General features: G+C 68.2%; 18 protein-coding genes and 1 pseudogene. 8 read left to right on the top strand and 11 right to left on the bottom strand.

Annotation, left to right across the window (positions count from 1 at the left end):
• Window position 1: 1 nt before the first annotated feature.
• Window positions 2–829: a D-glutamate cyclase family protein gene (locus UAJ10_RS05500; protein WP_322914344.1), complete on the bottom strand. Its 828-nt coding sequence runs from the start codon at window positions 827–829 to the stop codon at window positions 2–4.
• Window positions 830–963: 134 nt separating this feature from the next.
• Between UAJ10_RS05500 and UAJ10_RS05505 the strand changes: the two genes are divergently transcribed.
• Window positions 964–1,683 carry an SDR family NAD(P)-dependent oxidoreductase gene (locus UAJ10_RS05505; RefSeq protein ID WP_322914345.1) on the top strand — a complete coding sequence of 240 codons (720 nt, stop codon included), beginning with the start codon at window positions 964–966 and terminating at the stop codon, window positions 1,681–1,683.
• A 2-nt stretch (window positions 1,684–1,685) separates the two neighbouring features.
• On the opposite strand, the gene UAJ10_RS05510 is transcribed toward UAJ10_RS05505, so the two are convergent.
• Window positions 1,686–2,927 carry an MFS transporter gene (locus tag UAJ10_RS05510; protein WP_322914346.1) on the bottom strand — a complete coding sequence of 414 codons (1,242 nt, stop codon included), beginning with the start codon at window positions 2,925–2,927 and terminating at the stop codon, window positions 1,686–1,688.
• Between the two features lie 232 nt (window positions 2,928–3,159).
• On the opposite strand from UAJ10_RS05510, the gene UAJ10_RS05515 reads away from it, so the two are divergent.
• On the top strand, window positions 3,160–4,449 hold the full coding sequence (locus UAJ10_RS05515; protein WP_322914347.1) for a lipase family protein: 1,290 nt from the start codon (window positions 3,160–3,162) through the stop codon (window positions 4,447–4,449).
• A 170-nt stretch (window positions 4,450–4,619) separates the two neighbouring features.
• Here UAJ10_RS05515 and UAJ10_RS05520 read toward each other — a convergent pair whose 3' ends face one another.
• Window positions 4,620–6,959 carry a TonB-dependent receptor gene (locus tag UAJ10_RS05520; RefSeq protein ID WP_322914348.1) on the bottom strand — a complete coding sequence of 780 codons (2,340 nt, stop codon included), beginning with the start codon at window positions 6,957–6,959 and terminating at the stop codon, window positions 4,620–4,622.
• A 407-nt stretch (window positions 6,960–7,366) separates the two neighbouring features.
• On the opposite strand from UAJ10_RS05520, the gene UAJ10_RS05525 reads away from it, so the two are divergent.
• Window positions 7,367–8,758, top strand: coding sequence for an amidohydrolase family protein (locus tag UAJ10_RS05525; protein ID WP_322914349.1), 1,392 nt, complete (start codon window positions 7,367–7,369; stop codon window positions 8,756–8,758).
• A 126-nt stretch (window positions 8,759–8,884) separates the two neighbouring features.
• Here the strand turns inward: UAJ10_RS05525 and allB are convergent, their stop codons facing one another.
• On the bottom strand, window positions 8,885–10,300 hold the full coding sequence (gene allB, locus UAJ10_RS05530) for an allantoinase AllB (protein ID WP_322914350.1): 1,416 nt from the start codon (window positions 10,298–10,300) through the stop codon (window positions 8,885–8,887).
• A gap of 45 nt (window positions 10,301–10,345) precedes the next feature.
• Window positions 10,346–11,137: an SDR family NAD(P)-dependent oxidoreductase gene (locus UAJ10_RS05535; RefSeq protein WP_322914351.1), complete on the bottom strand. Its 792-nt coding sequence runs from the start codon at window positions 11,135–11,137 to the stop codon at window positions 10,346–10,348.
• Between the two features lie 174 nt (window positions 11,138–11,311).
• Here UAJ10_RS05535 and UAJ10_RS05540 point away from each other — a divergent pair, with 174 nt between their 5' ends.
• A complete protein-coding gene (locus UAJ10_RS05540; protein ID WP_322914352.1) occupies window positions 11,312–12,292 on the top strand; it encodes a LysR family transcriptional regulator in 981 nt (326 codons plus the stop codon).
• Here the strand turns inward: UAJ10_RS05540 and UAJ10_RS05545 are convergent.
• From UAJ10_RS05545 to UAJ10_RS05565, 5 genes are all read right to left on the bottom strand, one after another.
• Window positions 12,271–13,929 (bottom strand): hydantoinase B/oxoprolinase family protein, encoded by a 1,659-nt coding sequence (locus tag UAJ10_RS05545; RefSeq protein ID WP_322914353.1) that lies wholly within the window; start codon window positions 13,927–13,929, stop codon window positions 12,271–12,273. The genes UAJ10_RS05540 and UAJ10_RS05545 overlap by 22 nt on opposite strands.
• 5 nt (window positions 13,930–13,934) lie before the next feature.
• Window positions 13,935–16,040, bottom strand: coding sequence for a hydantoinase/oxoprolinase family protein (locus tag UAJ10_RS05550; protein WP_322914354.1), 2,106 nt, complete (start codon window positions 16,038–16,040; stop codon window positions 13,935–13,937).
• Window positions 16,024–17,034 (bottom strand): isopenicillin N synthase family dioxygenase, encoded by a 1,011-nt coding sequence (locus UAJ10_RS05555; RefSeq protein WP_322914355.1) that lies wholly within the window; start codon window positions 17,032–17,034, stop codon window positions 16,024–16,026. The genes UAJ10_RS05550 and UAJ10_RS05555 overlap by 17 nt, the downstream gene beginning before the upstream one ends.
• 196 nt (window positions 17,035–17,230) lie before the next feature.
• Window positions 17,231–17,533: a 2Fe-2S iron-sulfur cluster-binding protein gene (locus tag UAJ10_RS05560; RefSeq protein ID WP_322914356.1), complete on the bottom strand. Its 303-nt coding sequence runs from the start codon at window positions 17,531–17,533 to the stop codon at window positions 17,231–17,233.
• A gap of 35 nt (window positions 17,534–17,568) precedes the next feature.
• Complete coding sequence (locus UAJ10_RS05565) at window positions 17,569–18,816, bottom strand: NAD(P)/FAD-dependent oxidoreductase (RefSeq protein WP_322914357.1); 1,248 nt, start codon at window positions 18,814–18,816, stop codon at window positions 17,569–17,571.
• A gap of 204 nt (window positions 18,817–19,020) precedes the next feature.
• Between UAJ10_RS05565 and UAJ10_RS05570 the strand changes: the two genes are divergently transcribed.
• The 4 genes and pseudogenes from UAJ10_RS05570 to UAJ10_RS05585 all read left to right on the top strand — a co-directional run bounded on the left by UAJ10_RS05570 (window position 19,021) and on the right by UAJ10_RS05585 (window position 23,018).
• On the top strand, window positions 19,021–19,803 hold the full coding sequence (locus UAJ10_RS05570; RefSeq protein WP_322914358.1) for an SDR family NAD(P)-dependent oxidoreductase: 783 nt from the start codon (window positions 19,021–19,023) through the stop codon (window positions 19,801–19,803).
• A gap of 29 nt (window positions 19,804–19,832) precedes the next feature.
• Window positions 19,833–21,029 (top strand): cystathionine beta-lyase, encoded by a 1,197-nt coding sequence (gene metC, locus UAJ10_RS05575; RefSeq protein ID WP_322914359.1) that lies wholly within the window; start codon window positions 19,833–19,835, stop codon window positions 21,027–21,029.
• Between the two features lie 50 nt (window positions 21,030–21,079).
• A complete protein-coding gene (locus UAJ10_RS05580; RefSeq protein WP_322914360.1) occupies window positions 21,080–21,496 on the top strand; it encodes a DUF3830 family protein in 417 nt (138 codons plus the stop codon).
• A pseudogene (locus tag UAJ10_RS05585) lies at window positions 21,493–23,018 on the top strand (aldehyde dehydrogenase family protein). The gene UAJ10_RS05580 and the pseudogene UAJ10_RS05585 overlap by 4 nt, the downstream one beginning before the upstream one ends.
• 96 nt (window positions 23,019–23,114) lie before the next feature.
• Here UAJ10_RS05585 and UAJ10_RS05590 read toward each other — a convergent pair.
• Window positions 23,115–23,717, bottom strand: coding sequence for an LOG family protein (locus tag UAJ10_RS05590; RefSeq protein WP_322914361.1), 603 nt, complete (start codon window positions 23,715–23,717; stop codon window positions 23,115–23,117).
• Window positions 23,718–23,881 lie beyond the last annotated feature (164 nt).

Raw genomic sequence — 23,881 nt, forward strand, 5'->3', positions numbered from 1 at the left:
CTCAATCTTCCTTCGGCAAAGGCAGGTCGGTGACGACCATGTGCGCCTTGTAGTGCGTGATGCAGATCGGCAGGCGGGCGGCGCGGGCGGCGATCTGCCCGGTGGCGCCGCAGGCCCAGAAAACCGGAACCTCGTCGGGGTTCAGCCGGGTCAGCCCGTGGCCGCCATAGCTCCGCCCCAGGTCCGCTATGCCCAGGTCGGCGGGCAGGCCCAAGGACACGGGCGCGCCATGGAAATCGGGGTGGCGGGCCGACAGGATGGTGGCCTTGATGGCATCGGCTGGCCGCAAGGCCCGCATGGAGACCACCAGCTTGCCGGCGAACGGACCTACGGGCACCGTGTCGCGGTCAGTCACGTACATGGCCGAGACGTTGCCCTCATCCAGGTGGCGCAGACGGACGCCGTGACGCTGCAGCAGCGCCTCGAAAGAGAAGGAACACCCCAGGACGAAGGCCACCAGATCGTCGCGCCAGGCGGCGCTGGCGTCGGCCGGCGTGTCCACCAGGTCCCCGTCACGGAAGATCATGTAACCGCCGGTGTCGCGGGCGATATCCATGTCCGCGCCCAAGGACGGGATGCTCCGTGTCCCCGGGGCGCTGCGACCCAGGATGGGCAGCGCCTGCGGATTGGCGCGGCAGTAGGCTTCGAACGCGTCGGCATGCGCCGCCGGTACCGCCACGAGGTTGCCCTGCACCACCGTGCGCGCGACCAGGTTGGTGAACCCGGTGAAGCGGCGCTCCCGTATGGCCCGGCGCACGGACACCGGGTCGGCGGGATCGAACGCACCGGGCACGCCGGCCGTCGCATCAGGATGTGACATCAAGTTCATGGGGCCGATCATATCCAGCGCGGGTGTTGCCAGGAGTTGCTATTTTTTGCCCCGGCCGTTGCCGAAGCGGCCCTGGGCTTCCACCATGGTCAGGGTATGGGTGGTACGACACCATCACCAGCGGGAAACGGACCATGGCGCGCATCCTGATCATCGGCAGTTCGGCCGGCCTGGGGCGGACGGTGGCGCGGGCATGCCAGGCCGCCGGTGACTGGGTGGCCATGGCGGACGGCCCCGCCGACGCCGCCGGCCCCTGGAATTTGCACATCCCCGTGAATCCGGCTGATCCGGAAGCCCCCGCCCGCGCCGTGGACGCCGTCCGCGTGGACCAAGGGGCGCTGGACGCCGTGGTGGTCGCCGCCTCGCTGGTCCAGGCGGCCCCCGTGGGCCAATGGACATCGGCGATGTGGGACGAGGCGGCGGCCGTCAACCTGCGCCTGCCCTTCCTGGCGGCGCAGGCGGCCCTGGACCTGCTGGGCGCCTCCGCCCACCCCGGCATTGTCTTCATCTCCTCCACCGCCACGCTGCGCGGGCAGCCGCTCACCCATGCCTATCAGGCGACCAAGGCGGGGCTGGCCGGGCTGGTCCGCAGTCTGGCGGCCGAGTTGGGCCCCCGGGGCATCCGGGTGAACGTGGCGCTGGTCGGCTGGGTGGACACACCGCAGACCCGGGCCTTCTGGTCGGGACAGGAGGACGCCGACGCCGGGCGCCAGGCGGTGGACGGCCGCATCCCCCTGCGCCGCCATGGCCGGGCGGAAGAGGCCGCCGCCCTGGTCCGCTACCTCATCTCCCCCGCCGCGTCCTACATCACCGGGGCCATGATCCCGGTGGACGGTGGCGACACGGCGGTCTGATTTTAGGCGGAAACCACGGGCGCCAGCCGGCGCGCACTCACGACGCCGGGCAGCGCCACCAGGGCCAGCGCCAGCCCGGCCAGGGCGATGGCGACATAGCCGCCCCAGGCCGACGACGCGAAGTAAATGGTGGGCGTCAGGAAGGAAGCCAGCGACACGAACTGGTTGACCGTGCCCGCGACCGTGCCTCCGCCCAGCGCCTGGCCCGCGACCAGCGGCATCGCCGCCATGCACACCCCCGACAGGGCGCCGAAGGTGAACAACCAGCCCATCAACCCGACCACGGCCAGCGTCAGCGGGCTGCCGGGGAAAAACAGCAGGAACTGCGCCGCCATCCCCACGCCCACCATGATGGTGAACAGGGTCCGGGGCGGGAAGTCGCGGGCCAGCAACGTGCCGGTCACGGTGCCACCCAGCAGCACGGCGGCGATCTTGGCCACCGCCACGATGCTGGCGGAGGCCGCCAGAGACACGCCGTGCACCCTGGCCAGATACGTCGCGGCCACCAGGCTGGTGCCGTAGGAGATCATGCTGGGCATGGCGGCGCTGACCGCCAGCAGCAGAACGTCCCGTCGCCGCAGGGCCGCGAACAGGCGGGTGACTTGCCCCCGGACCGGCACGCCCTCCGCCTTGCGCGGCGGCACCTGGGGCAGGATCAGCGTGCCCGCGCAGCACAACAGCATGAAGGCGCCGTGCAGCGCCGGCGCCACCCGCCAATCGGCCGCGGTGGTGAACGGGGCCGCGACCAGCAGGCCCACGGAGAATCCTACCGGGGCATAGGTCGACCACAGGGCCATGCCCTTGGTGCGGATGGCACCGTCCAGGCTGCCCATCAGCATGGCGGCCCCGCCGTTCAGCACGCCCACATAGCCGACGCCGGCCAGCAGCACGCCCACGTCCAGCAGCCAGACGTCGCGGGCCAGGAAGACGACGGCGTCGGCCAGGGCCAAGACCGGGGCGGCCAGCACCAGGGTCCGGCGCGGGCCGACGCGATCGACGATGCCGCCGCCCACCATGGCCATGACGGCGGCCGGCAGGGAGAATAGCGCGATGGTCAGGCCGATGGCGGCGGCGGGGGCGTGCAAGTCGGCCGTGACGCGCACCGCCAGCGGCGACAGGATGCCGACCAGCGACATGGCGCCCAGGCCGATGCCGTACACCACCAGGATGGTTAGCCATCCGCCCTGCTTCGTCGCCGTCACCACCATGATCGTGCCGTTCTCCACCCTGCCTTGAGGGCTCAACACTGATCCCCCGGCGCCGCGCGGGCAAGCCGGGTACGGGATTAGCACCGGCCCGTTCACAAAAACCGCAACACCTGGACGTTCAAACCGGGGACATTCCAGCCGGCGACATCCAGCGGGGGGCGTTGTCAGCTGGGCAACGCGCCATGGTGAAAACGGACACGGGTGGAATGGAGGCGGCGGCCATAGGCTGTGGATCCTCCGTCATCGCGACAAAAAGATCGGACAGTGCATGTTCAGGATTTCCAAGCGCGCGCTCCTATACTTTTCCCTGGCCCTGATGTCGGGAACAACCCTGGCACGGGGGGCCGCGAATGGCGCCGCCAACATCGACGGCGACGGCGGCGTCTCGGCCTTTTACCGCTGGGACGCGGCGATCACGCAACCGGGTCTACCCCTGCGCGAGGAAGCGCTCCCGCCCGCCTTGTCGCGGCCCAGGATGGCCGGGACCGCGCTCCGCTTCCTGTATACCGCCACCAGCGGCGTGGGCCGCGGCCTCGTGCCCGTCTCCGGCATCGTCTATCTGCCCGCTGGCGCACCGCCCCGGGGCGGCTGGCCCGTCCTGGCCTGGGCCCACGGCACCACGGGCTTCGCCGACGTCTGCGCCCCTTCCTGGCGCGGCCAGCCGGCGCGGGACGTGGCCTATCTGCAGCGCTGGATGGAGGCAGGCTTCGCCGTCGTCGCCACGGACTATGAGGGGCTGGGCACCAAGGGCGTCCACCCCTACCTGCTGTGGAAGTCCGAAGGCCGGTCCGTCCTGGACGCGGTGCGCGCGGCCCTGAAGGCCAAACCCGGCCTGCTGCGTAACCAGGTGGTGATCGCCGGTCAATCCCAGGGCTCCGGCGCCGCCCTTGGGGCCACCTACCTGGCGCCCGATTATGCGCCGGACCTGCACGTCCTGGGCACTGTCGCCACCGGCCTCGTGGTCACTTTCTCCGGCCCCCAGGGCGATGGCTATGTGAAGAAGCCGGAGCAGTACACCGACCCGCGCCAGATGGACCCGGGCTTCGCCATGCTGCGCATCGGCGGCATCGATCGCGCCCTGCATCCCGAACTGGACCCGGCCGATTTCGTCACGGCCAAGGGCCGCCCCCTGCTGGACGCCGCGCGCACCGCCTGCCTGCACGACCTGTTCGCCCTGTCCAAGGAAAAGGGCCTGACGGGGGAAGAGACCTTCGTCCCGGACCTGACGCCGCTGGATGCGGACATGGAGCCCAACTTCGTCCTGCCGGTGGCGAAGATGACCGTACCCATCTTCGCCGGCACCGGCCTGGCCGACGGCATGGCGGGAACGGCCGGCCAGTACAACGCCGTCAAGGCCATGTGCGACGCCGGCACCACTGTGCAATGGCATGTCTATCCGGGCCTGAGCCACAACGGCGCCGTCAACGGATCGCTGACCGACAGCGTGCCCTTCGTCCAGGCCCTGCTGAGGGGGGAAACACCCAAGGGCAACTGCGCGGACATCACCCCGCCAGGGCCTGTGCAGGCGCCGACAGCAGGCATTCCCTTCAACGATTGAAGGGTTCCCCAGCGACAAAAAGGGCGGCGGCACCATCGCGGATGCCGCCGCCCCAGTTTTAGCCTCGGGAAGAATAAGGGGAACATTGATCAGGCCGGCGGCATGGGAACGGTTCCCACGCCGCCCGTGGGACGGTGCCGCCGATCACCCATGATCGGCGGCAATGCCCATCAGTAGCGGTACTGCGCCGTCAGGCCGATGGTGCGGGGGCGATAGCTCTGATCGTAGTACAGCGTGCCGCCGACACCATCGTGGTTGCGCGCCAGCACATCGGTGGAGTTGGTGACGTTGTCGACGAACACTGACAGGTCCAGGCCTGAGAACCGCGCCCCGGCCCGCAGGGACAGGTAGTTGGTGGCCCCCAGGGCGGAGAGGCCGGGGTCATAGCCGTAGGTGCCCTGGATGTTCTGCTGGATGTTCTTGCTGGCGAAGCTGTAGTCGGCGCGCAGGTAGCCGACGACGGTCTCGTTCACCGGGAACTCCCCTTCACCATAGACGTGGCCCGACCACAGCGGCCCGCCGATACGCTGGCCAGCCGCCTTCAGCAGAAGGTTGTTGCCGCCATAGATGTTCTCGTCATAGGTGATGTGGGTATAGCCCAGTTCCGTCCCGAAGGTCAGACCGTGCACGGGCCGGATGGCGGCGGACAGTTCCACACCCTTGCCGGTGGCCTCACCCAGGTTGGAGATGTAGGAGAAGCTGCAAGTCGGCAGGCGGATGGACTGCTGGATGTTCTTCCACTTCAACAGGTAGCCGCTGGCGTCCAGGCTCATCATGCCGCCGAGCAGCTTGTTCTTGCTGCCGCCCTCGTAGGACCAGAGGTTGTCGGACTCATAGCCGGTGGGGCTGGAACTCAGGCCCAGGGTCTTCAGGTCGCCGGCGCAGAATTCGCTGGCGACCGCCGCCTGGGCGCCGCCTGGCCGGAAGCCCTCGGTGGCGGAGGCGTAGAGCATGTGGTCCGTGTCCAGCTGATAGGACACGCCAACCTTGGGCGTCCAGGCGCCCTCGTTCTGCCCGACCGTCTTGACGGTGCGGACACCGGCGTTGGTGGGGCCGTCCTTGGTGTCGGTGAAGCTGAACTCATCCAGGGTGTAGCGCACCGCCAGGGTGACCTTCAGGTCCTCCATCGGCTTGATGTCGACACTGCCGTAACCGGCGTACTGGCGGTCGTTGGCGGAGACCAGGTTCACGTAGCTGTAGCGGTTGTCGTACTGCTTATAGCCGTTGACCAGCACGCCGGGAAAACGGCCCGAGCCGGTGTAGTTGGTGAAGTACTGCCGGGTGCGGGAGTAGTAGGCGCCCACCGTCCAGTCCACGTACTGGTTATCATAAGACTGCGCCCGCAGTTCCTGCGTCAGGTTGCGCTGCTTCAGCGTCAGGTAATCGGCCGTGTTCGACAGGTCCTTGTTGGAATAGCTGCCGAAGGGGTTGCCCGACCGCAGGAAGGAAAAATAGGTGCCGTAATCCAGCGTCTGGTTCTGCTGACGCTCGAAGTAAGAGGTGTTGGAGATGATGTCGATGTTATCCCACCGGTACTTCATCGCCAGGGCCGGCATGGTGAAGCGGTCCCGCGTCGGTTCCAGATTGGCGACGCCCGTCTTGTAGTCCGCGTCCCCGGTGTTGCCGTAGCCTTCCCAGTAGTCGCTGCGCGCGTTGGACTTTTCCATCTGGTAGTAGACGCTGGGCGTGATGGTCAGGTCGTCGATCGGCCGCCAGGCGACCGCCAGGCGGGCGACCCGCGTGTCGCTGAAATTGACGTCCTTGTCGATGACGGTGTTGGTGCCCTGCTTCACTTGGTCGATGTAGCCGCCGCTGTGCTGGTACCAGGCGCTGGCACGGATCGCCAGGGTGTCGGAAATCGGGCCGCCGACCGCGGAACCGGCCTCATAGCTGGCGGCGCCGTTGTAGGTGGAGGCCACCTCGGCCCGGGAATAGATCTCCAGCTTGTCGAAGCTGGGCTGCGGCGTGATGAAGCGCACGGCACCGCCTTCGGCACCGGCGCCGAACAGTGTGCCCTGCGGGCCGCGCAGAACCTCCACCCGCTCCAGATCGAACACCTTGGGATAGGGGTTGCCGCCGTAATAGCCGACGTTGCGGATCTGGATGGGCGTGTCATCGATGTAAATGGCGGTCGTGGCGGAGCCAACGTCCGAGGCCAGGCCACGGATGTAGATGTTGGTGCCGTTGTTCGCCGTGACACCGGCCGAGGGCGCGAAGCGCAACGCCGGCGTGACGCGGGCGATGTCGTCGATCTTGCGGATGCCTTCCTTGTCCATCTGATCCTGGCTGATGGAGGCGACGGACAGCGGCACCTTGCTGATGCTTTCACCGCGGCGCTGGGCGGTCACGATGATCTCGGTCAAGCCGTCCGCGTCGGCGGGCGCCTGGGATTGAGCCTGGGCCATCCCAGGACCGGTCACCAACGCCATGGATGCGCAGGACAGGGCAAGGAAGGCGGCGCCGGCGCCGTTGCGCAGCGGCGTATTGGTTCGCTTATTGGAAACAGACATAAGTGTCCCCCTTACCTGAAACATTGAAGCTCCCTTTTATTTTTAATTTTCAACCAATGATCGACGAACATCCCGCATCGATCACCAGTTTGACGCTTGTTACTTCAAGTGCCTGTACCGGGATTAGGGTCTATCGCATTTACTCTTGAGGTTGGTGAACCTTTAGGCGGCGCTCTCAATCCTGGTCATCAGCATCGTCCGGGGAAACGGCACGCAAAGCCATTGCAAGAACGGAACCGTCCCGTTGCTAAAACCGTGCGATCACCGGCCGTTGCCGGGCCTGCACAGCGGCGCTGCGCAACGGGCAACCATAGGGCAAACTCGTTCCGATAAGCTTAACGCCCCGCCCCTGCGGGCCGGGACCGACAGCCGGGCATTGATAGGGCCGGAAACCATAGGGGTTGACCATGCCAGAGCGCGATGCCGTGACCTTGCGGGCCGGGCGCGTGATCCGCTCCGCCGATCACGCGCCGGAAGGCCCGCATGAGATCACCATCACCGCCGACGGCCGCATCCACGAGGTCCGGGCCATTCCCCCCGATCGGCTGACGCCCGATAAATCCCGCCTGCTGCTGATGCCCGCCCTGGCCAACGCCCACGACCATGGCCGTGGCCTGGGCACCCTGGCCTTTGGCGCCACCGACCAGCCGCTGGAGACCTGGCTGCCCGACCTGGCCCGCCAGCCGCCGTTGGACGTCCACCAGTGCGCCGTCATCGCCTTTTCCCGCATGGCGCTGTCCGGCATCGGCGCCATCAACCATTGCCATAACACCCAAAGCAGCCAAACCCTGCTGGCGGAGGCCGAGGCGGTGTCGCGGGCGGCACGGGAGGTGGGTGTCAGGGTCGCCTTCTGCTGGCCGTTCTTCGACGCCAACCCTTTCGTCTACGGCGATCTGGAGCCCCTGGCGGCGCACATGGACGCGCACGAGATCGCGCACCTGCGCGCGCGGGAGGCCGGCATGCGCGACTGCGCCACCAACCTGGCCCTGATGGAGCAGGCCCGCGCTTTCGAGCACGCGCTGTTCACCCTGCAATACCACCCCGTCGGCCCCCAATGGGTGCAACCCGCCACGCTGGCGGCGATCGCCCGCGCGGCGAGGGACGACGGCCGCCGCGTGCATATGCACCTTCTGGAAACGCGCTATCAGCGGACCTGGGCGGACCGGCGCCATCCTGATGGCATCATCCGCCACTTCGACGCCATCGGCCTTCTGTCACCCAATCTGACGGTGGCGCACGGCGTCTGGCTGCGACCGGACGAATGCGCCCTGCTGGCGGACCGGGGCGTCACGGTGGTGGTGAACGCCTCCTCCAACCTGCGCCTGCGGTCCGGCCTGCCGCCCATGGGGCTGTTGAAACAGGCCGGAACGCCCCTCGCCTTCGGGCTGGACGGTATGGCGCTGGACGATGACGAGGACATGCTGCGCGAATTGCGCCTGGCCTACCACTTGTCCGGCGCCACGTCAGGCGACGCGCTTGCCCCGGCGGACGTCCTGAGGGGGGCGTGGGTGACGGGCCGCCGCACCATCGTCGGCGAGGATGGCGGCGGCCTGATCGAGCCGGGCGCGCCGGCGGACATCATGGGCGTCGATTTCGCCGCCCTTTCCCATGACGCCGTCACGTCCAGGGCCGACACCCTGCCCCTGCTGCTGGGACGCGCGCAGAAGCGACACGTCCAACTGCTGCTCGTCAACGGCCGCTTCGTCGTTCAAGGGGGGAACCACGGGTGCCGCCCGCCGCCCGGCGCACACCGCTGGTCTGCGCCGACACCCCGCTTTCCACCGAGCAGGAAGACATGATCGCCAAGCGCAAGGCGCTCATGAAGGCATATTACGCCATCCCCTGAAAGGGCACGGCGACAGCGTTCGCCTGTGTCTTCCAGGGGCAATCTGGGCGGCGGGAAAGAGGTAACTGTCCGGGCGCGGTCAGCGCTTCTTTCTGATGATGGCCGCGGTCGTGGTTTCAACATTGCGGGGCTTGGGCGTCGGCATCTGCTGGACGCGGCGAACGTTGCGGCCGTGACCCTTGGCCTCGGTCACCAGGGCGCCATCCCGCATGACGAAGCGGCCACGGACCAGCGTGTGCACCGGCGCACCCTTCGCGGCGTGGCCATGGAAGGGGGTGCTGGAGCCCTTGGACTTCAACTTGGCCGAATCCACCTGGGTCTCGCGCTCCATGTCGATGACCACCAGGTCGGCGTCCGACCCCGGCAGCAGCGCGCCCTTGCGCGGGTAAAGGCCGAAGGCCTTGGCCGGGGCCAGGGAGGTCATGCGGACATAGTCGGTCAGCGACAGGCGACCGGCCCCCACCTGGGTCAGCATCAGCGGCATCTGCGTCTGCACACCGGTGAAGCCGCAGTCCGTCGTCCAGATGTCGTCCCTATGCTTTTCCTCGTGCGAATGCGGGGCGTGGTCGGTGGCGATCATGTCGATGGTGCCATCCTGCACGGCGGCCCACAGCTGGTCCTGGTGGGTCTTCTCGCGCACCGGCGGGTTCACCCGGATCAGCGATTTCTTCTCCGTATAGGCGCGTTCATCCAGCAGCAGGTAGTGGGGACAAGTTTCCGCCGTGATGTCCACGCCCCGCGCCTTGGCCTCGCGCAGGGGCCGCAGTTCGTCACCGGAAGAGACATGCAGGATGTGGATGCGCGCACCCGTCCATTCCGCCAGGATGGCGGCGCGGGACACGGCCTCCGTCGCCACCACCGGCGGGCGGGCGTCAAGGTGGGCCAGCGGGTCGCAGCGCCCGGCCTCCTTCAGCTTCTTGGACCGCCGCGCCATGATGGAGGCGTTCTCGGCATGCAGGGCGATGCGGTAGCCATGCTTGGCGACGATCTCGAAACCTTCCAGGATGGCGCCGGTGGGCGGCGACGGCAGGTTGCCGAAGGTGTTGCCCATGAAGCACTTGAAGCCGGCGACGCCACCCTCGATCAGGGCCTCCAGTTCGCCCAGGTTCTCCTCCCCCAACAGGCCATAGATGCCAAAGTCCACATAGGCTTGCTCGGCGGACTTCAGCTTCAGGTTCAACGCTTCCACCGTGCCGGTGGGCGGGTTGGTGTTGGGCATCTCGAACACGGTGGTGACACCGCCCATGGCGGCGCTGGCCGTCCCCGTCTCCCACGTCTCCTTATGGGTGTAGCCAGGATCGCGGAAATGCACATGGGCGTCGATGGCGCCGGGCAGGATGTACTTTCCCGCCGCGTCCACCACCTCCGCCGCCTCGGGCATGCTGTCAGCCGCGCCGATGGACAGGATGGCGCCGTCCTTGATGGCGATGGAGGCCTGGAACTGGGCGCTGTCGGTGACCAGCGTGGCGCCATTGATGACGATGTCTGCCTTCATGATGCTTTTCCCGCGAGGATGCGTAAGTTTGGGGGGTGATGGGTGTCAGAGGGCGGCCCAGCCGCCATCGACGGGCAGGTCGACGCCCGTGATCTGCTTGGACACGTCGGATGCCAGGAACAGGCAGGCGGCGGCGACGTCCCGGGCGGTGCTGATGCGGCGCAGGGCGTATTCGGCCGCGTGCTCCGCGATCACCTCCTCCTCCGTCAGGCCGCGCGCCTTGGCCACGGCGGGCATGACCTTGGTGCGGAAGCGCGGGCCGTCCACCATGCCGGGGGCGACGATGTTCACGTTGATGTTGTGGGGCCCCGCCTCGATCGCCGTGGACTTGGTGATGCCGCGCAGGCCCCACTTGGACGCGGAATAGGCCATGCGCCCGGCGCGGCCGCGCAGGCCGAAGGTGCCGCCCACATTGACGATCTTGCCGTAGCGGCGGGCGATCATGCCCGGCAGCACGGCGCGCATGGTGTTGAAGCAGCCGGTCATGTTCAGGCGCACGATCTCGTCGAACGCCTCGGGCGTGGTATCCCAGGCCGTCGCGCCCACCGGGCCGGTGCCACCCGCCACGTTGACCAGAACGTCCACTTGGCCGAACGCCGCGACCGTTGCCGAAACGGCGGCATCACACTGCCCGGCATCCAGGACGTCGCACGACAACACCAGCGCGCGCACCCCCAGCGCTTCTATTTTGGCGGATAGTATATTCAGAGGCCCCATATCCCTACCGAGCATCGCAATATCCGCCCCCTCTTCCGCAAAAGAGTGACAGATTTCAGGCCCCATTCCCTTGCCAGCCCCCGTGATAAGAATCTTTTTTCCCTTAAGGAACAGATCCATTTCATTCCTCTATACTACTTGTAGCGGCTATGGATATTTGGCAGTTTTTAGGTCAATGTGGGAAAACAAGATGGGAAGGTCAGTGCCCACCCCGTTGACATTAAAGATATGCCGTTGCCGCAGTTGTGCTAAAGCTGGGGTGGGGCGTAGCCCAAAAACGAACAGGGACCCGTCATGGCTCTGCGAAATCAGCGAATTTGGATCTACATTAACGAGGTCGCCCGCATCGGATCGGTACGCCAGGCGGCGGAGCGCCTGAACGTCACCCCCTCCGCCCTGCTGCGACGTATCCAGGATGTGGAACACGACCTGGGCGCCCCCATCTTCGAACGCCATTCCTCCGGCGTCCGCCTGACAGCCGCGGGTGAGGTGCTGATCCGCTGGATCCGCTCGCAGTCGGCGGACCTGCGCCGCGTCTATTCGGAGATCGAGGAGCTGTCCGGCCTGCAGCGGGGCGAGGTCAGGCTGGCCTGCAGCCAGGCGGTGGCGCGCGGCTTCGTGCTGCGCCAGGTGGCCGCCTTCCGCAAGAAGCACCCCAACGTGCGTTTCAAGATCACGGTCACGGACCATTCGACAGCCATGCGGCAGTTGACGGCGTTCGAGATCGACCTGGTGCTGATCTTCCGCCCGCTGCGCCACCCCGAACTGCACCCGATCATGTCGATCGGCCAGGGCCTGGTCGCCATCATGAGCGCCGACCATCCGCTGGCGACCAAGGACATCCTGCGCCTGCGCGAGTGCGCGGAATACGAGACGGCCATGCCTGAGTCATCGTTCGGCGGGCGCGAGATCATCGAGAACCGCCTGGCGGCCAGTTCAGCCAAGCTGTCCATCGGCGTGGAATCCAATAGCTTCGACCTGCTGGGCGACCTGGTGGCGGTGTCCAACCTGATCGCCTTCCAGATCGATATCGGCGCCGACCTGTGGCGCAACGACCCGCGCTACGCCGTGCGCCGCATCAGCGACCTGGACCGCACCTATGGACCGCTGGTCCTGGGCCAGCTGAAAGGGCGCCCCCTGCCCCTGGCCGCCGCCAAGTTCGCCGAGCAAATGGCCCGGGAACTCAACGACTGCCGGTCGCTGCCCACGCTGGGCGACTATTATCCGGAGGAGGAGCAGGTGCCCTTCGAGGGTCAGCCGTTGCCGCTTCCGTAAAGGCGAGCAGCCGCTTCGGCGGAGACGAAGCCCTCCTCCACATCGCGCACCACCAGATCCGCGGCGCGCGATGTGGCCGCCCCCAGGCCGGCGCCGCCGGGAATGTCCAGCACCAGCCGGTCGCCGGCCGGGATTTGCTGAAGGCCTTTGGCCTGCATCGCCTTGCCCGACGCCAGCCGCACCGAGCCGGGCGAGCCGCCGCCGCCGCCGTCACGGCCCTGGGCCGGATGGTCCACGCGCTCGAACATGGCCAGCACCTCGAAGGCGCTGCCGTCGCGCATGGCGACCTCCACCCGCTGGCCCAGGCCGCCCCGGCGCTCCCCGATGCCGCCGCTATCGGTCAGCAGCTCCTTGCGCCAGATGACGATGGGGGCGCTGTTTTCCGTGATCTCCACCGGCATGGCGCGCACGCCGCTGGGGAAAGCGGTGCCGGACAGCCCATCCTGATGCGGCCGGGCGCCCGAGCCGCCGCTGTTGAAGAAGATGGCGTCGAAGCTGTCGCCGGCATGGGCCTCATCCGCCGGTTGGCGGCCGCGCAGCTGAACACTCCACAGGCAGGAGCTGCCCTCCGCCGGGACGCGGTTCGGTATGGCCTGCGACAGGCAGCCGAACACCAGGTCCGGCAGCATCTGGCCGATGACGTGTCGCGCCGCCACCGGCCAGGGCCGCTGGACGTTGACGATGGTGCCCTCTGGCGCCACCACCTCGAACGGCAGCAGGGCGCCGTAGTTGTTCGGCACCTCCGGCGAGATGACGCAACGCAGGCCGAAGATGGTATAGGCGCGGCAATAGTTCAGCACCACGTTGATGCCGCGCGGCACGCAAGCGTCCGTACCCTCGTAGTCCACCAGGATGCGCTCGCCATCGATGGTCAGGCGGGCGCGCAGCGTGATGGGGTGGTCGTAACCGTCGATGGTCAGGCTGCTGGTCCAGCTGCCCCGCGGCAGCTTGGCGATCTCCGCCCGGGTGGCGGCCAGCGACCGTTCGACGATGTAGTCGGCGACGCCGGCCAGGTCCGCCAGCCGGAATTCCGCCAGCATGGCGCTGAGCCGCCGGGACGCCGACTCGTTGCTGGAGATGTAGGACAGCACGTCGCCGCGCACCTGCAGGGGCGTGCGCACGTTCAGGCACAGGATGTCCAGCAGATCCTGGTTCAGCACGCCCCGGCTGGCCAGCTTCATCAGCGGAATCTGCAAGCCTTCCTCGAAGACGGAGCGGCCGTCCGGCCCCTGCCCCAGCCCGCCGATGTCCACTTGGTGGCAGCAGACGCCGAACAGGCCGACGATACGGCCCTGGTGGAAGGCCGGCGACAGCACGGTCACGTCGTGCAGGTGGCCAGCGGTCAGCCAGGGGTCGTTGGTGATAAAGTGGTCACCCTCCGCCATCGTCGGCACCGGGAACTTGGCCAGGAAATGGCGCACGCCTGCCGCCATGGAGTTGACATGGCCGGGCGTGCCCGTCACCGCCTCCGCGATCAGGCGGCCCTCAAGGTCGAACAAGGCGGCCGACAGGTCGCCGGCATCGCGCACGGTGGTGGAAAAGGCCGTGCGCATCAGGGTCTGGGCCTGTTCCTCCACGATGGAGATCAGGCGGGTCCAGATCACCTGGGTGCGCAGTTCATTCAACGCTGCCGTCATGGCGATCAACCTTCCTCACGCCGGGTCAGGACCAGATAGCCGTTGCCATCCATCCAGGCATCGAAACGGGGCGAAACGACCGTGGTGGTCTCGCGCTCGGTGATCAGCGCCGGGCCCTTGACCCGGTCGCCCGGCCGCATGGCCTCGCGCCGCACCAGGGCGAAGGGCAGCGCCGCACCGCTGTCGGGGTCGATCACCGACCGCCGCTCGGTGACCACCAGGTCGCGGGTGGCCGTGACCACCGCGCTGGCCCGGGGCTTCCACGCGGGCGAGCCCACGGTGACGCGCCAGGTCAGCGCCTCGATGGGCAGGTCCAGGGTCACGCCGCCATATTGGCTGCGGTAGGCCGTCTCGAACGCCGCGCGCAGCAGGTCCACGTCCCCCAGACCCAGGGTGCGGGCGGGGATTTCGAACGGGATCTCATAGCCCTGGCCTTTGTAGCGGGCCAGGCAGGTGCGCCGTTCCACTTGCGCTCCCCCCGGCGCGCCAGCCTCCACCAGGGCTCGGGCCTCGGCCGCCATGCCGTCCAGCAGGCTGTTCAGCCGATCGAGGTCCAGCCGGTCCAGCAGTTGGGTCAGGCTGCGTGCCACCTCATAGGAAACAGGCGCCCGCAGGAAACCAATGGCGGAGCCCACGCCGGCGCCGGAGGGGATGATGACCTCACGGATACCCAGCTTTTCCGCGAAGCGCGCGGCATGCAGCGGCGCGGCGCCGCCGAAAGCGATCAGGCTGCGGTCGTCCAGGGTCATGCCCTGTTCCACCGCGTGGACGCGGGCGGCGCTGGCCATGGTCTCATCCACGATCTCGCTGACGCCGATGGCCAGCGTCTCCGCTTTGCCGTCCCAGATGCCCAGGGCCGCCAGGGCGTCGTGGGAGGCGCCGGCGTTGAGCGTCACCTTGCCGCCGGCGAAGCGCGAGGGGTCGATGCGGCCCAGGGTGATGTCGGCGTCCGTCACCGTGGGGCGGGTGCCGCCGCGGCCATAGGCGGCGGGGCCCGGTTCGGAGCCGGCGCTGTGCGGCCCCACCGCCAGGCGGCCGGCATTGTCGACCGAGGCGATGGAGCCGCCGCCAGCCCCGATCTCCACCATCTCCACCACCGGGATGCGCAGGGGCAGGCCGCTACCCTTGCGGAAGCGGTGGGCGCGGCCGACCTCGAACATCTGCGAGGTCTGGGGTGTGCCGTCGTTGATCAGGCAGATCTTGGCGGTGGTGCCGCCGACATCCAGGGCCACGACCTGGCCCACGCCCCGCTCCGCCGCGACGGAGGCCGCGAAGATGGCGCCGCCCGCCGGGCCGCTTTCCACCAGCCGCACCGGATAGCGGGCGGCGGCGTCGACGGTGGTGAGGCCGCCGGACGACAGCATCAGGTACAGCGGGCAGGTGAAGCCCATGGCCTTCAGCTTGTCATCCAGGCGGCGCAGGTAGGCCTCTACCAGCGGCTGGACATAGGCGTTGGCGGCCGTGGTGGAGAAGCGCTCATACTCCCGCATCTCGGGCGAGACTTCGCAGGACAGGGACAGGCTGACGCCCGGCATCTCCGCCGCCAGGATCTCGGCGGCCCGCCGCTCATGGCCATCGTTGGCGTAGCTGTGCAGGAAGGCGATGGCCACGCTGCGGATGCCCTGCGTCCGCCACACGGCGGCGGCCTCGCGCACGGCCCCCTCGTCCAGCGGCACCAACACTTGGCCGCGCGCATCCATGCGTTCCGGCACCCCGACGCGGCGTTGACGCGGCACCAGGGGCTGGGGCTTTTCCATACCGATGTCGTACTGGTCGAAGCGGCTTTCGCTGCCCAGCGCCAGGACATCGCGGAAGCCTTCGGTGGTCAGCAGCGCGGTGGGCACACCCCGCCGTTCGATCAGCGCGTTGGTCGCCAGCGTGGTGCCGTGCACCACCAGCGACACCTCGGCCGGCGCGACGCCCGCCTCCTCCAGCAGCAGCCGCACGCCATCCAGCAAGGCGCGCTCCGGCGCGTCATAGGTGGTCAGCAGCTTGGTGGAATGCCGGCGGTCGCCCACCTCCAGCACGATGTCGGTGAAGGTGCCCCCTATGTCGGCGCCGATGCGCGCGCCCTTGGGCATGGACAGGCCGTGCTCAGTTGTAGATGTCATGGGGATTCTTGGACAGTGTGGAATAGAAGCGGGCCAAATGGTCGGCGACGCGGACGGGCTTGTACTTCGGCTCGGCACCCGCCAGCAGTTCGGGCAGCGGCGCCACGATCACGTCGCGGTCCGGGTTGGCGAAGTACGGGACGGAGAAGCGGCGTGCGCCGTCACGATTGCGCACGCGGTGATAGTTGGACAGGAAGCGGCCGTTGGACCACCACATCATCATGTCGCCGACATTGATGGTGAACGCGCCCCGCACCGGCGGCGCCTGGATCCACACGCCGTCGCGCCGCTTCACCTCCAGCCCGCCGATATCCTGCTGCGCCAGGACGGTGAACGGCCCCTCGTCCGTATGGGCCACCATGTTGGACACATCGTCCCGCGCGTCGCGGGGCAGTTGGGGATAGTAGTTCATGCTGAGCTGCGAGGCCGGCTGGCGGAAGCAATCGTCGAAGCGATCCTCCGCGACGCCCAGGCCCAGGGCGAAAGCGCGCAGCAACTCGCGGGAGAAGGCCAGCATGGCCGCCAGATAGTCTTCGCTGGCCCGCTGGAAGGCCGGCATGTCGGCCGGCCAGCGGTTGGGCTTGTCGAAGATGTCGGCGTGCTGCATGTCGCGCGGATCGGCCGGCCATTCATGCTGCAGGCGGTACTGCTCGAACATGCGGGTGTTGCGCGACAGCGGCTGGGCCTCCGGCGCCGGTATCCAGCCGCGATACCATTCCGGTGTCGCCATCGCCGTGCGACGGTCCGCCTTGTCGCGGGAGAAGAAGGCGTCGGCCTGGTTGAAGATGCCATCGACCGTCGCCTGCGGCACCCCATGACCCGCCAGATAGAAGAAGCCGATCTCCTCACAGGCGTGCGCGATCTGGTCGGCCACCCGGCGGCGCGTGGCCGCGTCACCCGACAGGAAGGGCGCGAAGTCGATCAAGGGCAATTCAGCCAGCGAAATGGCGCTGGCGGCGGCGATATCGTCCGCGCTGCGTTCGCTTCTGCTCATTTCAACCTCCGAGACTATTTATCAAGCCCACCCCATCAGGCTGCGGCATCCACAAGGACGAACAGCCCGCCCGTGATGATGATTACGGCAACACGGCAAGGCAATGCGGTGCTTTTTCCTGACGGCGCCGTGGCCGAATGATCACTGTTGCCACATTCCGCCGCCGCAATATTTGGTTCGGCAGGAACATCACCGATCAATCCTCTGGTGGGATTTCCACGCGCAGGCCGTCGTGATCGGGCGTCAGCGTGATCTGACAGGACAAACGCGACGTGTCGCGGCGGTGGGCGGACAGGGCCAGCAGGTCATCCTCCTCCCCCGTCGCCGGCGACGGGGGTTCGACATAGACATGACAGGTGGCGCAGGAACAGCAGCCGCCGCACATGGCCAGCAGTTCGTCAAAGCCATGATCGCGCAAGCCCTCCATCAAGGTCATGCCCGCGTCCATCTCGATGGCGCGGCCGGTGCCGTCCCGGCTGACAACGGTGATGATCGGCATGGTGTCTTCATCCTTCAGGCGAGAAATGGAACCGGTCACGCGGCGGCGGCCAGATCCTTCAGCGAAATTGTGATGTCGGCCACGGCGGCGGGGTCGCAGCGCGCACCCCTTTCCACCAGGGCGCGGCCCTGGGTGTAGTCGCGGACGGCGTTGACGCAATCCAGCGCCACCACGCGGCCGAACCGGAAATAGACGATGGAAAAGGCGCGCGCCGCCGGCTCGCCCCGCAGGACAGCGACGTCATGGCCGGCCGACAGGCCCACCGTCTGCAGCTTCAGGTCATATTGGTTGGACCAGAACCACGGCACGGCGTGATAGGGCTCCGCGGCGCCAGTCAACGCCTTGGCTACCGTGATCGCCATGTCATTGGCGTTCTGCACGGATTCCAGCCGGATGCGCCGGCCGCCGGCGTAGGCGTTGGCGTGCAGCGCGCAATCCCCGATGGCGCGGATGTCGGGCAGCGCGGTCCGGCAGAAGGCATCGACCGCGACCCCGCCGCCGTCACCCCCACCATCCCCCCCCTGGGCTCCCGCCGCCAGCAACGGTTCCACCGACGGGACGATGCCGACGCCCACCACCACCATCTGCGCGGGAATCACGGTTCCGTCCCCCAGGCGCACGCCGGTGGCCTGGCGCCCGTCGCCGACGATATCCCGCACCTGTGCGCCCACGCGCAAATCCACGCCCTGGGCCCGGTGCTCCGCCTCATAAAATCGGGACAACGCCTCCCCCGTCACGCGGGAAAGCACGCGGTCCGCCTGTTCCAGCAGGACGACGCGCTTGCCGGCCGCGCGCAGCACGGCCGCCGCCTCCAGCCCGACATAGCCGCCGCCGATCACCACCGCCTGCTCCACCGCCGGCAGCGCCGCCCGCATCGCGTCGGCATCCGCCCGGGTGCGCACGGTGTGGACGCCGGCCAGGTCACCCCCGGCGCAGGCCAGCCGCCGGGCCCGGCCGCCAGCCGCCCAGATCAGCTGGCCATAGCCGAAAGCCCCGCCATCGGCCGTGGTCACGGTATGGGCCACCGGGTCCACCGCCACCACCCGCCGGCCACGCAGCAGGGTGACGCCCCGCGCCTCCCAGAAGGCGGCCGGACGGATCAGGATGCGCTCAAAGGGCTTGGCGCCCGACAAATAGTCCTTGGACAGCGGCGGGCGTTCGTAGGGCAGCTCCGGCTCATCCCCGACGATGGCGATGCTTCCGGCGAAGCCGCGCTGGCGCAGGGTGATGGCCGCCTGGGCCCCACCGTGGCCCGCGCCGACGATCAGGACGTCGTGGTGCATATTTCCCTATCCGCCAAGCTGTCTTATAGCACCGCGGGCTTGGCCAGCCGGGGCGGTGCTGTTGATGATTACGGCAACGCAAGAGGCCGGGGCGGTGCTTTTTTCTACTGATGCCGTGGCCAAATGATCACTTTTGCCGGCCTGGTCCGCGCATTAGTCATCATGGGGAACATGGGTTTTAAGGGCGGACGCATGGAACGGGCCATGGAACGGGCATTGTCGGGCAAGGTGGCGCTGGTGACCGGGGGGACGCGGGGCCTGGGCCTGACGCTGGCCCGCACCCTGGTGGACGCCGGCTGCGCCGTCGCCGTCATCGGCCGCGACCCGCAGGCCGGCGCCGAAGCGTTCGAAAAACTGCAGGCCCGGGGCGGCATGGTCTGCGCCTTGAGCGCCGACGTGACGGACGAGCAGGCCATGAAGACCGCCGCCGCCGAGGCGGAGGCGCGGCTGGGCCCCCTGGACATCACCGTCTGCGTCGCGGGTGTCAGTTCGCCGCGCAAGCCGGTGTGGGAGACGTCCGCCGCGACGTACCGCCACTGCTTCGACACCAACGTCCTGGGTGTGCTGAACGGCATGACCGCCACCCTGCCCGGCATGGTGGCGCGCGGTGGCGGCAAGGTGATCGTCATCGGCGGCACCTATGGCCACAAGGGCGTCGCGGGCTTCTCCGTCTACGCTTCCTCAAAATGGGCGTTGCGCGGCCTGGTGAAATCCGCGGCCCTGGACGCCGCCCCCCATGGCGTCACCATCAACATGATATCGCCCGGCGGGGTGGACGGCGAACGGCTGCGCCGGCTGTTCCGCCAGTCCGCCGCGACCAATGGCGAGGCCGAGGACGCGCCGCTGAAGCGCTTCACCGCCGGCACGGCGCTGGGGCGGCTGGTCGGCGAGGACGACATCGCCGCCGCCATGCTGCACCTTCTGGGCCCGGGCGGGCGTATGATGACGGGCCAGGACATCGTCGTCGATGCCGGTATGGTCGTTTAGGGCATGGTGATTTAAGGAGAGCTTGAAACATGAGCAATTTGAGCGGCTTTCGGCGCGAAACGCAAATCCTGCACGCGGGCCGTGACCCGAAGGCCAATCACGGCGTCGTGAACCCGCCCGTCTATCATTGCTCCACCGTCCTGTTCGACAGCGTCGAGGCGCTGCTGGAAACCCGCAAGGACCGGGCCTCGGGCGCCTATGTCGGGTTCACCTATGGCCGTGAGGGGACGGAGACGACCCGCGCCTTCGAGGACGCCGTGACCCTGCTGGAGGGCGGCTATCGCGCCGTCACCACCTCCTGCGGGCTGGGCGCCATCTGCGCCGCGCTCACCGCCTTCCTATCGGCGGGCGACCACCTGCTGATCGTGGACAGCCTGTACGGCCCGGCCCGCGCCTTCTGCGAGGATTTCCTACGCAAGTTCGGGGTGGAGATCACCTATTACCGCCCCACCATCGGTGCGGGCATCGAGGCGTTGTTCCAGCCCAACACCAAGGTGGTCTACCTGGAATCCCCCGGTTCCCTGACGTTCGAGATGACGGACGTTCCGGCCATCACCAAGCTGTGCCGGGCGCGGGGTATCAAGACCATCATGGACAACACCTGGGCCTCGCCCGTCTGTTTCCGGCCGCTGGAACATGGCGTCGACGTCTCGGTCAACGCCGCCACCAAGTACATCTCCGGCCATTCCGACCTGATGCTGGGCATCGCCGTCTGCACGGAGGAAGCGTTCATCCCCGTGAAGAAGACGGCCTCGGGCTCCGGCTATTGCGGCGGCCCGGACGACGTCTACATGGCCCTGCGCGGCCTGCGCACCCTGGCGCTGCGCATGAAGCGGCACCAGGAGTCGGCGCTGCGTGTGGCCCTGTGGCTGCGACAGCGCCCCGAGGTGGCACGGGTGATGTACCCGGCGCTGCCCGACGACCCCGGCCACGCCATCTGGACGCGCGACTATGACGGTGCCTCCGGCCTGTTTGGCGTGGTGCTGAACGCCTGCACGGACGCGCAGTTCGCCGCCATGCTGGACCACATGGACCTGTTCAAGCTGGGTTACAGCTGGGGCGGGTACGAAAGCCTGGTGGTGCCGACCTATCCGTCCGACCTGCGCTCCGCCGTGACGTGGGAGGCGCCGGGGCCATCCTTGCGCCTGCATGTCGGCCTGGAAGACCCCGAGGATCTGATCGCCGATCTGGAGCGGGGCTTCAATCGCCTGGCCGCCGCCCGCTGACCCAAGCCCCCAGTCTCAAGCACCAAGTTCCAAGCCCTAGGAGACGTCCCATGACCCTGATCGACATCACCGCCGGCGGTTTCCGTTTCGCCGCCCGGCTGGAGGAAGATTTGGCGCCCGTCACCTGCGCCCGTTTCCTGGCCATGCAGCCTTATGACGAGAAGCTGATCCACGTGCGGTGGAGCGGCGAGGGCTGCTGGATCCCCATGGGTGACACGCCCTATGACCTGCCGTGGGAGAACGCCACCCGCCATCCGGCGCCGGGGCAGTTCATCTTCTATCCCGGCGGCTACAGCGAGACGGAAATCCTGCTGGCCTATGGCGGGGTCGCCTTCGCCAGCAAGCTGGGCCCCTTGGCCGGCAATCACTTCCTGACCATCGTGGAGGGTCAGGAGCAACTGCCCGCCCTGGGCCGCAAGGTCCTGTGGGAAGGGGCGCAGCCCATCAGCTTCCGGCCCCGCGCATGACGCCCTCCTCCCCCCAACCCCTCCTGGCCGACGCCCTCCTAGCCCAACCCCTCCCGGCCCATCCCTTCCTGGACGGCCAGCCCAAAGCCCTGTTCATCGGCGGTCATTGGCGGGCGGCAAGCGACGGCGCGACGTTCGAGACGCGCAACCCCGCGAATGGCCAGTTGCTGGCCACCGTCGCGCGCGGCACGGCGATGGACGTGGATGCCGCCGTCACGGCGGCGCGCGCGGCGTTCGAGGACGGCGCCTGGCCCCGCTTCTCCCCCGCCGACAGACAGAGGCTGCTGCTGCGCCTGGCGGAGTTGCTGGAACGCGACGCGGAGGAGTTCGCCCGCCTCGACACGCTGGACATGGGCTCCCCCATCCGGCACACGCGGGGCAGCGTGGCCCTGCTGGTGGATTTGCTGCGCTATTACGCCGGCATGGCGCGGGGGATCGAGGGGCTGACGGCCCAGACGTCCAACCCCGACATGTTCGCCTGCACCTTGCGCGAACCTGTCGGCGTCTGCGGCGCCATCATCCCGTGGAACGGACCGCTGTGGGCCTCGATCCTGAAGCTGGGGCCGGTGCTGGCGACCGGCTGCACCCTGGTGCTGAAGCCGGCGGAGGACGCGTCGCTGGCGCCCCTGATGCTGGCCCGCCTGGGCGAGGAAGCCGGCGTCCCGCCCGGCGTCTTCAACGTCGTCACCGGGTTGGGGGCGGAGGCGGGCGCCGCCCTGGCGGCCCATCCCGGCATCGACAAGCTGGCCTTCACCGGGTCCGACACCACCGGCCGCGCCATCGCGGCGGCGGCCGGCGCCAATCTGAAGAAGCTGTCGCTGGAACTGGGCGGCAAATCGCCCAACATCGTCTTCGCCGACGCCGACCTGGACGCGGCGGCGCGCACCGCCGTCATCGCCGCCTTCGCCAATTCCGGCCAGGTATGCAGCGCCGGCACCCGCCTGTTCGTGGAACAGTCCGTGCACCGGGACTTCGCGGAACGGGTGGCGCACATCGCCCAAACTTTGCGTATCGGCGACGGCATGGACCCGGAAACCGACCTGGGCCCCCTGGTCTCCGCCCGCCAGCTGGCGCGGGTGTGCGGCCATATGGACGACGCCCGCGCCGCCGGCGCCACGGCCATCAGCGGCGGCGCCCGCCTGGACGGCGCCGGCTACGGCCAGGGCTTCTTCTTCCCCCCACCGTCCTGGTGGACGCGCGCGACGACATGCGCGCGGTGCGGGAGGAGATTTTCGGCCCCATCCTGGCCACCCTGCCCTTCACCACGGAGGATGAGGTCGTCGCCCGCGCCAACGCCACCCCCTACGGCCTGGGTGCGGGGGTATGGACGCGGGACGTGGGCCGGGCCCATCGCCTGGGCCGGCGGTTGCGCGCCGGATCGGTCTGGGTCAACTGCTACAACGCCATCGACCCGGCCATGCCGTCCGGCGGCATGAAGGCCAGCGGCTACGGCCGCGAATACGGCCGCACCCATCTGGACGAGCATCTGGAAACGAAGAGTCTGTGGATTGCCACGCGCTGACGCGGGTGGATATCCCCGCAACCTCCAGCGAAGCTCCAGTAGGAGCCTACACCGGCATGAGGTCCTCATGCCGGTCGTCTGGGAAGAGGCTGCCGGTTACAGCCACTTGGCCACGGTGGGCTTCCTGAACACCTCCAACTGGTCGATCAGGCCGTCGGCGTCGGGTGCCAAGGCGATGCCGGCGCGGTGCTCGGGCGGCAGGAAGCGCTGGGCGATCATGGTGTCGACGAAAGCCATGAAAGCGTCGAAATAGCCGCCGACGTTCAGCAGACCCACCGGCTTGTCGATGTCGCCCAGCTGGTTCAGGGTCCAGGCCTCCATGAACTCCTCGGTCGTGCCGATGCCGCCCGGCAGGGCGATGCAGGCGTCGGCCAGGGCCAGCATCCGCTCCTTCCGCGCCCGCATGCCGTCCACGATCTCATGCAGGCTGAGCGTCGGATGCAGGTGGTCCTTCTCGAACAGGCGGCGGGTGATGACGCCGTGAACGTGCCCACCCTGCGCCAGGGCGGCATCCGCCAGGATACCCATCAGGCCCTTGTGCGTGCCGCCATAGACGATGCCGATGCCCCGGCGCGCCAGCGTGGCGCCCAATTGGGCGGCGGCATCCTTGAACGCGTCACCCAGGCCAGTATTCGACCCACAGAAAATCGCAATGTTCTTCAACGTGCGCGTGGCGGTGACAGGCGTTTCCAGGCTCATGGTCTGAGGCATCCCTAATAGAGCGAGCAGTCAAAGCATAGGTCAGCGGCGGGGCCTATACAACGCGCCGGCTGGTTTGTTTCGGCACCGCCCCGCCGCCGATTAGGCAACGGGCCCGGTACGGGGCTGGGTGCATACTATGGAAAACCACGCGAGCGCCCGAC

Origin of the sequence: Nitrospirillum guaranorum (assembly GCF_034653275.1) — a bacterium.
Classification (GTDB): domain Bacteria; phylum Pseudomonadota; class Alphaproteobacteria; order Azospirillales; family Azospirillaceae; genus Nitrospirillum.

Excerpts from the sequence above, each read along its gene's own strand:
- UAJ10_RS05500 (WP_322914344.1), bottom strand. The coding sequence starts at position 829 with ATGAACTTGATGTCACATCCTGATGCGACGGCCGGCGTGCCCGGTGCG.
- UAJ10_RS05505 (WP_322914345.1), top strand. The coding sequence starts at position 964 with ATGGCGCGCATCCTGATCATCGGCAGTTCGGCCGGCCTGGGGCGGACG.
- UAJ10_RS05515 (WP_322914347.1), top strand. The coding sequence starts at position 3,160 with ATGTTCAGGATTTCCAAGCGCGCGCTCCTATACTTTTCCCTGGCCCTG.
- UAJ10_RS05520 (WP_322914348.1), bottom strand. The coding sequence starts at position 6,959 with ATGTCTGTTTCCAATAAGCGAACCAATACGCCGCTGCGCAACGGCGCC.
- UAJ10_RS05525 (WP_322914349.1), top strand. The coding sequence starts at position 7,367 with ATGCCAGAGCGCGATGCCGTGACCTTGCGGGCCGGGCGCGTGATCCGC.
- allB (WP_322914350.1), bottom strand. The coding sequence starts at position 10,300 with ATGAAGGCAGACATCGTCATCAATGGCGCCACGCTGGTCACCGACAGC.
- UAJ10_RS05535 (WP_322914351.1), bottom strand. The coding sequence starts at position 11,137 with ATGGATCTGTTCCTTAAGGGAAAAAAGATTCTTATCACGGGGGCTGGC.
- UAJ10_RS05540 (WP_322914352.1), top strand. The coding sequence starts at position 11,312 with ATGGCTCTGCGAAATCAGCGAATTTGGATCTACATTAACGAGGTCGCC.
- UAJ10_RS05545 (WP_322914353.1), bottom strand. The coding sequence starts at position 13,929 with ATGACGGCAGCGTTGAATGAACTGCGCACCCAGGTGATCTGGACCCGC.
- UAJ10_RS05550 (WP_322914354.1), bottom strand. The coding sequence starts at position 16,040 with ATGACATCTACAACTGAGCACGGCCTGTCCATGCCCAAGGGCGCGCGC.
- UAJ10_RS05555 (WP_322914355.1), bottom strand. The coding sequence starts at position 17,034 with ATGAGCAGAAGCGAACGCAGCGCGGACGATATCGCCGCCGCCAGCGCC.
- UAJ10_RS05560 (WP_322914356.1), bottom strand. The coding sequence starts at position 17,533 with ATGCCGATCATCACCGTTGTCAGCCGGGACGGCACCGGCCGCGCCATC.
- UAJ10_RS05565 (WP_322914357.1), bottom strand. The coding sequence starts at position 18,816 with ATGCACCACGACGTCCTGATCGTCGGCGCGGGCCACGGTGGGGCCCAG.
- UAJ10_RS05570 (WP_322914358.1), top strand. The coding sequence starts at position 19,021 with ATGGAACGGGCATTGTCGGGCAAGGTGGCGCTGGTGACCGGGGGGACG.
- metC (WP_322914359.1), top strand. The coding sequence starts at position 19,833 with ATGAGCAATTTGAGCGGCTTTCGGCGCGAAACGCAAATCCTGCACGCG.
- UAJ10_RS05580 (WP_322914360.1), top strand. The coding sequence starts at position 21,080 with ATGACCCTGATCGACATCACCGCCGGCGGTTTCCGTTTCGCCGCCCGG.
- UAJ10_RS05590 (WP_322914361.1), bottom strand. The coding sequence starts at position 23,717 with ATGAGCCTGGAAACGCCTGTCACCGCCACGCGCACGTTGAAGAACATT.